The following is an 8,028-nucleotide window of genomic DNA, read 5'->3' on the forward strand; positions in this document are numbered from 1 at the left end:
GGTCCCGGCCCCCGCTCACCCCGCGAAGGCGTCGCGTACCGCCTCGTACTCGCGGGTCCACCACACGGCCAGGGCCGACACCGCGGGGAACAGCGGGTCGGCCCTGCGGTCGTGCAGCTGGTAGCGCCAGCGCAGCGTCCAGAAGTCGTTGAGCCGCTCCCACCACACCCGGTCGACGGCGGCGGCCAGCTCGGCCCGGTCCACGCCGGCCGCCCGCCGGTAGGCGCGCGCGTAGGCCCGCACCTTGTCCAGGGCGAGCTCGCCGCACGGCCGGACGAAGAAGATCGCGGCGGCGCGGACCGCCTCCTCGGCGCGCGGGCGGACCCCGAGGCGGTCCCAGTCGATGATCGCGACCGGTTCGGCGCCCCGGTAGAGCAGGTTGAACGGGTGGAAGTCGCCGTGCACCCAGCCGCCCGCGGGGGCGGCGGGCGGGCGCCGGTGGGCGTGCCGGTCGAGCAGCACCCGGCGCTCGCGGAGCCGGTGCTCGGCGAGCTCGTCGAAGCCGTCACGGCGCCGCCGGGCCCGTACGAGCCGTAACAGCTCCTCGATGAGCCGCAGGGTGTCCTCGGGGCGGGCGCTCTCGTGGCCCGGGCGGGCGCTCTCGTGGCCCGCGTCCGGCGACGGGGAGCCCATGACCCGCTCCAGGCAGGTGTGGACGTGCCCGAGGAGCGTCCCGAGCCGGCGGGAGCCCGCCGCGGACAGCTCGGCGCCCTCGCGGTGCCGCCCCTCGACCCAGGGGTGCAGGGCGTAGCACCGCCCGCCGATCACGGCGACGGTGCGCCCCCGCGCGTCGGGCAGCGGCGGTGCGACGGGCAGCCCGAGGGCGTGCAGGCGCAGGGTGGCCCGGTGCTGGCGGGTGATGGTGTCCCGGTCGGCGGTCCGGGCGTCCAGATGCTGCTTGAGGAAGTAGCGGCCACGCGTGGTGGAGAGGCGGTAGCCGCGGTTCAGTAAGCCCTGGGCGACGGGTTCACAGGACAACGCTTCGCCGGCGTCCCCGTAGCGGCGCAGCAGGGCGCCGAGGGGCGGGGCGGGGGAGGTCGTCCGGGGGGAGGCAAGGGGTGCAGATGAGCGCGGCACTCCGCAGATGTTAGATCACGCTACGTGGTGGAGGTGTCGCTCGAAGGAGGGAACGGGGGTCGCGGGGGCCGGCCGCTCGGACGTGTAGTCGAGGCTGTGGACGGTGGCGAACTGGGGCTCGATGCGCATGAAGACCGGGTCGAAGGGCTCGCCGTCCACGGCGCGGGGCTCCGGCCCGAAGGCGGCCAGCTGGGCCTCGGTGGGCTCGATGATCCGGGCGGTGCCGGTGAACTGGACGGACCACACGCTGTCGGCCTCGGAGCCGAAGTTGTCGGCCCCGTAGGCCACGACGCTGCCGTTGCAGGCCCGGTGGTAGCCCAGGCCGCGGTGCATCCGGATCAGGACGTCGCCCTCGAACACGATGTGCCGGGCGGGGGCGACGAACGGCATCGCCCGCATGCTGGTCGCCACCCTGCCGTACGACAGGCGGCTCAGCAGCTCGATGGCGCGGATCTCCTCGGTGGACATGGCTTCCACTCTCCGCCACCGGCACCGTGTCGGAAAAGGGGCCCCTGCCCCGGTTCTCCGGGGACGTAGGTCCCGAATGCGGGCCACCCGGGCCGTCCGCACCCGTTCGGGTGAAACGGCCGGGCCCGGGGGAGCCCGCCGGGTTCAGCGGCGCTCGGCCTGCATCCTCGCCACGTACGCGGCGGCCTGGGAACGCCGCTCCATGCCCAGCTTCGACAGCAGGCTGGAGACGTAGTTCTTGATGGTCTTCTCCGCGAGGTGGAGGCGCTCGCCGATGGCCCGGTTGGTCAGGCCCTCGCCGATCAGATCGAGGATCTTGCGCTCCTGCTCGGTGAGATTGGCGAGCCGGTCGTCGCCCTTGGGGCTGTTGCCGTCCCGCAGGCGCTCCAGGACCCGCGCGGTCGCCACCGGGTCGAGCAGCGACTTGCCGGCCGCGACGTCGCGTACCGCGTTCAGCAGCTCGTTGCCGCGGATCGCCTTCAGGACGTAACCCGAGGCCCCGGCCATGATCGCGTCGAAGAGCGCTTCGTCGTCCGCGTACGAGGTGAGCATGAGGCACTTGATCGAATCGTCCTGCGACCGGACCTCGCGGCACACCTCGACGCCGCTCCCGTCCGGGAGCCGGACGTCGAGCACCGCCACGTCGGGGCGGGTCGCAGGGATCCTGACCAGGGCGTCCGCGGCGGTACCGGCCTCGCCGACCACCTCGATGTCGTCCTCCACGGAGAGCAGCTCGTGGACGCCGCGCCGCACGACCTCGTGGTCGTCCAGCAGAAATACCCGGATTTTTCCTTCTTCGCGCACGCAGCCAGTCTCACATATTCGCTCTTCCCGTGCCCGGGGTGGCCGGGATAACGTGCCGGGTGTTCCGGCGGCCCCTTCGGGCTGCCCCAACGGCCGCTGACCAGCGGCGAGTCCCCCTTTTCTCGATTTACTTGGAAATCCAAGCAAAATCGCAGGTCAAATGGGGTTTCGCGGGAATGCGGCGCTGTGGGTAACGTGCCTATGACAGGGCGCTCGCCGGGGCACCTGTCACGCCCGACCCCGGCCGCGTCGCACCCACCCCGTGCGAAGGGCACGGTGAAGGCGGAGCCGCACTGGCCTCACCGGCGAACCCGGGGGCCGGACCGACGGAGGAGCACGCACGTGACCGTGGAGAGCACTGCCGCGCGCAAGACGACGCGACGCAGCAGCGGCACCAAGCGCACCGCAAGCGCGAGCACGAACAAGGCACAGGCTTCACAGAACGCGGAGCCCGAGCTCGTTCAGCTGCTCACGCCCGAGGGGGAGCGAGTCCAGCACCCCGAGTACGACATCGACCTGAGCTCCGAGGAGCTGCGCGGCCTCTACCGCGACATGGTCCTCACCCGCCGCTTCGACGCCGAGGCCACCGCGCTCCAGCGCCAGGGCGAACTGGGCCTGTGGGCCTCGCTGCTGGGCCAGGAGGCCGCGCAGATCGGCTCCGGCCGGGCCCTGCGCGACGACGACTACGTCTTCCCCACCTACCGCGAGCACGGCGTCGCCTGGGTCCGCGGGGTCGACCCGACCAACCTGCTCGGGATGTTCCGCGGGGTGAACCACGGCGGCTGGGACCCCAACACCAACAACTTCCACCTGTACACGATCGTCATCGGCTCGCAGACCCTGCACGCCACCGGCTACGCCATGGGCATCACCAAGGACGGCGCGGACTCCGCCGTGATCGCGTACTTCGGCGACGGCGCCTCCAGCCAGGGCGACGTGAGCGAGGCGTTCACCTTCTCCGCGGTCTACAACGCCCCCGTCGTGTTCTTCTGCCAGAACAACCAGTGGGCCATCTCCGAGCCCACCGAGAAGCAGACCCGCGTCCCGCTCTACCAGCGCGCCCGCGGCTTCGGCTTCCCCGGCGTCCGCGTCGACGGCAACGACGTGCTGGCCTGCCTCGCGGTCACCCGCTCCGCCCTGGAGCGCGCCCGCCGCGGCGAGGGCCCCACCCTCGTGGAGGCCTTCACCTACCGCATGGGCGCCCACACCACCTCCGACGACCCGACCAAGTACCGGGCCGACGAGGAGCGCGAGGCCTGGGAGGCGAAGGACCCGATCCTGCGCCTCAAGGCGTACATGGAGCGCGAGGGCCACGCCGACGCGGCCTTCTTCGAGGAGCTGGAGACGGAGAGCGAGACGCTCGGCAAGCGCGTCCGCGAGGCCGTCCGCGCCATGCCCGACCCGGGCCACCTGGCGATCTTCGAGAACGTGTACGCGGACGGGCACGCCCTCGTCGACGAGGAGCGCGCGCAGTTCGCCGCCTACCAGGCGTCCTTCGCGGACGGAGAGGCCGAGTAATCATGGCTGTTCAGAAGCTCCCCCTCGCCAAGGCGCTCAACGAGTCGCTGCGCAAGGCCCTGGAGACCGACCCCAAGGTCCTCATCATGGGCGAGGACGTCGGCAAGCTGGGCGGCGTCTTCCGCGTCACCGACGGCCTCCAGAAGGACTTCGGCGAGGACCGGGTCATCGACACCCCGCTCGCCGAGTCCGGCATCGTGGGCACCGCGATCGGCCTGGCCCTGCGCGGCTACCGCCCGGTCGTGGAGATCCAGTTCGACGGCTTCGTCTTCCCCGCGTACGACCAGATCGTCACCCAGCTCGCCAAGATGCACGCCCGCGCGCTCGGCAAGATCAAGATGCCGGTCGTCGTCCGTATCCCGTACGGCGGAGGCATCGGCGCGGTCGAGCACCACTCCGAGTCCCCCGAGGCGCTCTTCGCGCACGTCGCGGGTCTCAAGGTGGTCTCGCCGTCGAACTCCTCCGACGCGTACTGGATGCTCCAGCAGGCCATCCAGAGCGACGACCCGGTCATCTTCTTCGAGCCCAAGCGGCGCTACTGGGACAAGGGCGAGGTCGACACCGAGGCCATCCCCGGCGAGCTGCACAGGGCCCGGGTCGCCCGCGAGGGCACGGACCTGACGCTCGCCGCGTACGGCCCGATGGTGAAGACCTGCCTGGAGGCGGCCGCGGCCGCCGCCGAGGAGGGCAAGTCCGTCGAGGTCCTCGACCTGCGCACGGTCTCCCCGATCGACTTCGACGCCATCCAGAGCTCGGTGGAGAAGACCCGCCGGCTGGTCGTCGTCCACGAGGCCCCGGTCTTCTTCGGCTCCGGCGCGGAGATCGCCGCCCGGATCACCGAGCGCTGCTTCTACCACCTGGAGGCCCCCGTCCTGCGGGTCGGCGGCTACCACGCGCCGTATCCGCCGGCGCGCCTGGAGGAGGAGTACCTGCCGGGTCTGGACCGCGTGCTCGACGCCGTCGACCGCTCGCTGGCGTTCTGAGGAGAGCATCGTGACGATCCGCGAATTCAAGATGCCCGACGTGGGCGAGGGCCTGACCGAGGCCGAGATCCTCAAGTGGTACGTCCAGCCCGGTGACACGGTCACCGACGGGCAGGTCGTCTGCGAGGTGGAGACGGCGAAGGCGGCCGTGGAGCTCCCGATCCCGTTCGACGGGACGGTCCACGAGCTGCGCTTCCCCGAGGGCACCACGGTCGACGTCGGCGAGATCATCATCTCGGTGAACGTGGGCGGCGGCGAGGCCCCGGCGGCCGAGTCGGCCCCCGCCGCACTGCCGACCCCCGAGCCCGAGCCCGAGGCCGAGCCGGAGCCGGAGGGCCGCCAGCCGGTCCTGGTCGGCTACGGCGTGGCCGCGACCTCCACCAAGCGCCGGGCCCGCAAGACGACGACGGAGGCCCCGGCTCTGGTGGTCCCCGAGCAGCTGAACGGGCACGGCCACGCCCCCGCAGCCGCCCGCCCGCTGGCGAAGCCGCCGGTGCGCAAGCTGGCGAAGGACCTGGGCGTCGACCTGGCGACGGTCAGCCCGACCGGCGCGGACGGCATCATCACCCGCGAGGACGTGCACCGGGCGGCCGCTCCGGCCCCGGTCGCGGCCCCGGTCACGGCGGTCCCGGCCCCCGTGGTGGCTCCCGTCCCCCCGGTGTCCTCGGACGCCCGGGAGACCCGTATCCCCATCAAGGGCGTACGGAAGGCCACGGCGGCGGCGATGGTCGGCTCGGCCTTCACCGCGCCGCACGTCACCGAGTTCGTGACCTTCGACATCACGCGCACGATGAAGCTGGTCGAGGAGCTCAAGTCCGACAAGGACATGGCGGGCCTGCGGGTCAACCCGCTCCTCCTCATCGCCAAGGCGGTCCTGGTCGCGGCCAAGCGCAACCCGGGCATCAACGCGTCCTGGGACGAGGCCGCCCAGGAGATCGTGCTCAAGCACTACGTGAACCTGGGCATCGCCGCGGCCACCCCGCGGGGCCTGATCGTCCCGAACATCAAGGACGCGCACGCCCAGACCCTCCCGGAGCTGTCGACGTCCCTGAGCGAGCTGGTCACCACCGCCCGCGAGGGCAAGACGACCCCGGCGGCCATGCAGGGCGGCACCTTCACCATCACCAACGTCGGCGTCTTCGGCGTCGACACCGGCACGCCCATCCTGAACCCGGGCGAGTCCGCGATCCTCGCGGTCGGCGCGATCAAGCTCCAGCCCTGGGTCCACAAGGGCAAGGTGAAGCCGCGTCACGTCACCACCCTCGCGCTCTCCTTCGACCACCGCCTGGTCGACGGCGAACTCGGCTCCAAGTTCCTGGCCGACGTGGCCGCGATCCTGGAACAGCCGAAGCGGCTCATCACCTGGGCGTAATGACGTACTAGCCCTGCGTTTCACGTGAAACATCCGGCCGGGACGGCACCGTCCCGGCCGGATGTTTCCGCATGGCGGCGCTCTCTGCGCGCGGGAGTGAAATGGCGCACATCGGGTCGAGTCGGGCCTGGTGAGCAGCCCGGAACGCCTCTCGTCCGCTCGGCCGAACTGGACATCCTCTTGCCGCGGCACTGAAGATATGACGCTGTCGAAAGGCAAAGGAACTCTTCATGCATCGCGGTTTCGCGCTGCGATGGTCACATGGGACTGTCGCTGAGCTGCTCACCGGCCGTCACAACAGTCTTGGGCTCCTGAGGCTGCTCCTCGCCTCGGCGGTGGTCGTCTCGCACGCCCGCATCCTGGGCTACGGCGGCAAGGAGTATCTCCACACCTTCACCGGCGGCCAGACCGACCTGGGCAAGCTCTCGGTCTACGGCTTCTTCGTCCTGTCGGGAATCCTGGTCACCCGCAGTGGCATGCGGCTGGGGCTCGGCCGGTTCCTCTGGCACCGGGCCCTGCGGATCTTCCCCGGGTTCTGGGTGTGTCTGATGGTCGCCGCGTTCGTCGCGGCTCCCCTGCTGTACTGGCGCCTCCACTCCACGCTCGACGGTTTCAACGGGCCGCACGGTCCCTTCGACTACCTGACGTCGAACTGGGCGGTCGCGACGAACCAGTACGACATATCCGGCGTCATGGCGGACGGGCGCTCCGCGGGACTCGTGCACAACGGGGCCTTCAACGGCGCGCTGTGGAGCCTGCGCTACGAGTTCCTGTGCTACCTGGCGGTGGCGACCCTCGCCGTCATCGGCGTCCTCACGCGAGCCCGTCGGGCGGTGCTCCTGATCACCGCCGTGCTCGGATGGCTCGTCATACGCCAGGCGAGCACGGACGCCTTCTGGGCCGGCCCGTACGACGCCCGCATCCTGGAGAACTTCCAGCTGCCGCCGTTCGGCCAGATCAACACCTCGTTCCTGATCTACCTCGGGTTCGCGTTCGCACTGGGTGCGGTCATCGAGCTCTACAAGGAGAAGATCCCGGTCAGCGACCCCCTGGGCGTCGCCGCTCTCGCCGTACTCCTCGGCAGCCTGCACTACGGCTATCTGTTCACCGTCGGCATCCCGGCCTTCGCGTACGTCCTCGTCTGGCTCGCCATCCGTCTGCCGGCGGCCTTCCGCCGTGTCGGCGCCAAGCACGACTACTCGTACGGCATCTACATCTACGGCTTCCTCGTCCAGCAGACCCTCGCGCTGCTCGGCTACACCCGCTGGGGCCTGCCCGCCTACCTGGCGCTCACCTTCGTCTTCACGCTGCTGCTCGCCATGGCGTCCTGGCACTTCGTCGAACGGCCCGCCATGCGCCTGAAGGACCTGCGCCTCGGCAAGGGCCGTCGCGGTGACGACGCCCAGCCCGCTCGGCAGGCTCCGGACAAGCCGGTTCCGTCGTCCGAGGACGTCTACGCGGGAGCCTCTCCGCGGTAGCCACTCGGCGTTGTCGCCTTCTCAAACGTGCCATAGCCTGTGGGTCCCATCACATCGAGCGGTGTACTGGGCATGGCGTCCAGTACCCCGTCGGGTGCAAGAGAAGGCGGTCGATGATGCCCGGTACGGAGTCCTCCGACTACACCCAGCGGCTCGCGCGGCTGGAGACGTCGGGGATCAAGCGGCTGTTGCCGACGCAGGCCCCGTACCGCTGGAATCTGAAGCGTCTCAACCTCGGCCGGGTGCTCGACGTGGGCTGCGGCCTCGGGCGGAACCTGCTGAACTGCGGCCCGGACAGCGTCGGCGTGGACCACAACGAGACCTCGGT

General features: G+C 70.8%; 7 protein-coding genes and 1 pseudogene. 5 read left to right on the forward strand and 3 right to left on the reverse strand.

Going from position 1 to position 8,028, the window contains the following annotated elements; genetic code table 11:
- Positions 1-15 precede the first annotated feature (15 nt).
- The 3 genes from ABTZ54_RS08180 to ABTZ54_RS08190 all read right to left on the reverse strand — a co-directional run bounded on the left by ABTZ54_RS08180 (position 16) and on the right by ABTZ54_RS08190 (position 2,349).
- On the reverse strand, positions 16-1,077 hold the full coding sequence (locus ABTZ54_RS08180) for a phosphotransferase (protein WP_351658542.1): 1,062 nt from the start codon (positions 1,075-1,077) through the stop codon (positions 16-18).
- 15 nt (positions 1,078-1,092) lie between these two features.
- Positions 1,093-1,545, reverse strand: coding sequence for a pyridoxamine 5'-phosphate oxidase family protein (locus ABTZ54_RS08185; protein ID WP_351658544.1), 453 nt, complete (start codon positions 1,543-1,545; stop codon positions 1,093-1,095).
- A gap of 144 nt (positions 1,546-1,689) precedes the next feature.
- A complete protein-coding gene (locus ABTZ54_RS08190) occupies positions 1,690-2,349 on the reverse strand; it encodes a response regulator (protein ID WP_351658545.1) in 660 nt (219 codons plus the stop codon).
- Positions 2,350-2,691: 342 nt separating this feature from the next.
- Here ABTZ54_RS08190 and pdhA point away from each other — a divergent pair, with 342 nt between their 5' ends.
- From pdhA to ABTZ54_RS08215, 5 genes and pseudogenes are all read left to right on the forward strand, one after another.
- Positions 2,692-3,867 carry a pyruvate dehydrogenase (acetyl-transferring) E1 component subunit alpha gene (gene pdhA / locus ABTZ54_RS08195; RefSeq protein ID WP_351658547.1) on the forward strand — a complete coding sequence of 392 codons (1,176 nt, stop codon included), beginning with the start codon at positions 2,692-2,694 and terminating at the stop codon, positions 3,865-3,867.
- A gap of 2 nt (positions 3,868-3,869) precedes the next feature.
- Complete coding sequence (locus ABTZ54_RS08200) at positions 3,870-4,850, forward strand: alpha-ketoacid dehydrogenase subunit beta (protein ID WP_351658549.1); 981 nt, start codon at positions 3,870-3,872, stop codon at positions 4,848-4,850.
- A gap of 31 nt (positions 4,851-4,881) precedes the next feature.
- Positions 4,882-6,222 carry a dihydrolipoamide acetyltransferase family protein gene (locus ABTZ54_RS08205; protein ID WP_351658591.1) on the forward strand — a complete coding sequence of 447 codons (1,341 nt, stop codon included), beginning with the start codon at positions 4,882-4,884 and terminating at the stop codon, positions 6,220-6,222.
- A 230-nt stretch (positions 6,223-6,452) separates the two neighbouring features.
- Positions 6,453-7,700 carry an acyltransferase family protein gene (locus tag ABTZ54_RS08210; RefSeq protein ID WP_351658551.1) on the forward strand — a complete coding sequence of 416 codons (1,248 nt, stop codon included), beginning with the start codon at positions 6,453-6,455 and terminating at the stop codon, positions 7,698-7,700.
- A gap of 113 nt (positions 7,701-7,813) precedes the next feature.
- Positions 7,814-8,028 (forward strand): annotated as a pseudogene (locus ABTZ54_RS08215) (class I SAM-dependent methyltransferase); the annotation flags it as partial.

The organism is Streptomyces sp. NPDC094032, assembly GCF_040303965.1.
Taxonomy (GTDB): Bacteria; Actinomycetota; Actinomycetes; order Streptomycetales; family Streptomycetaceae; genus Streptomyces.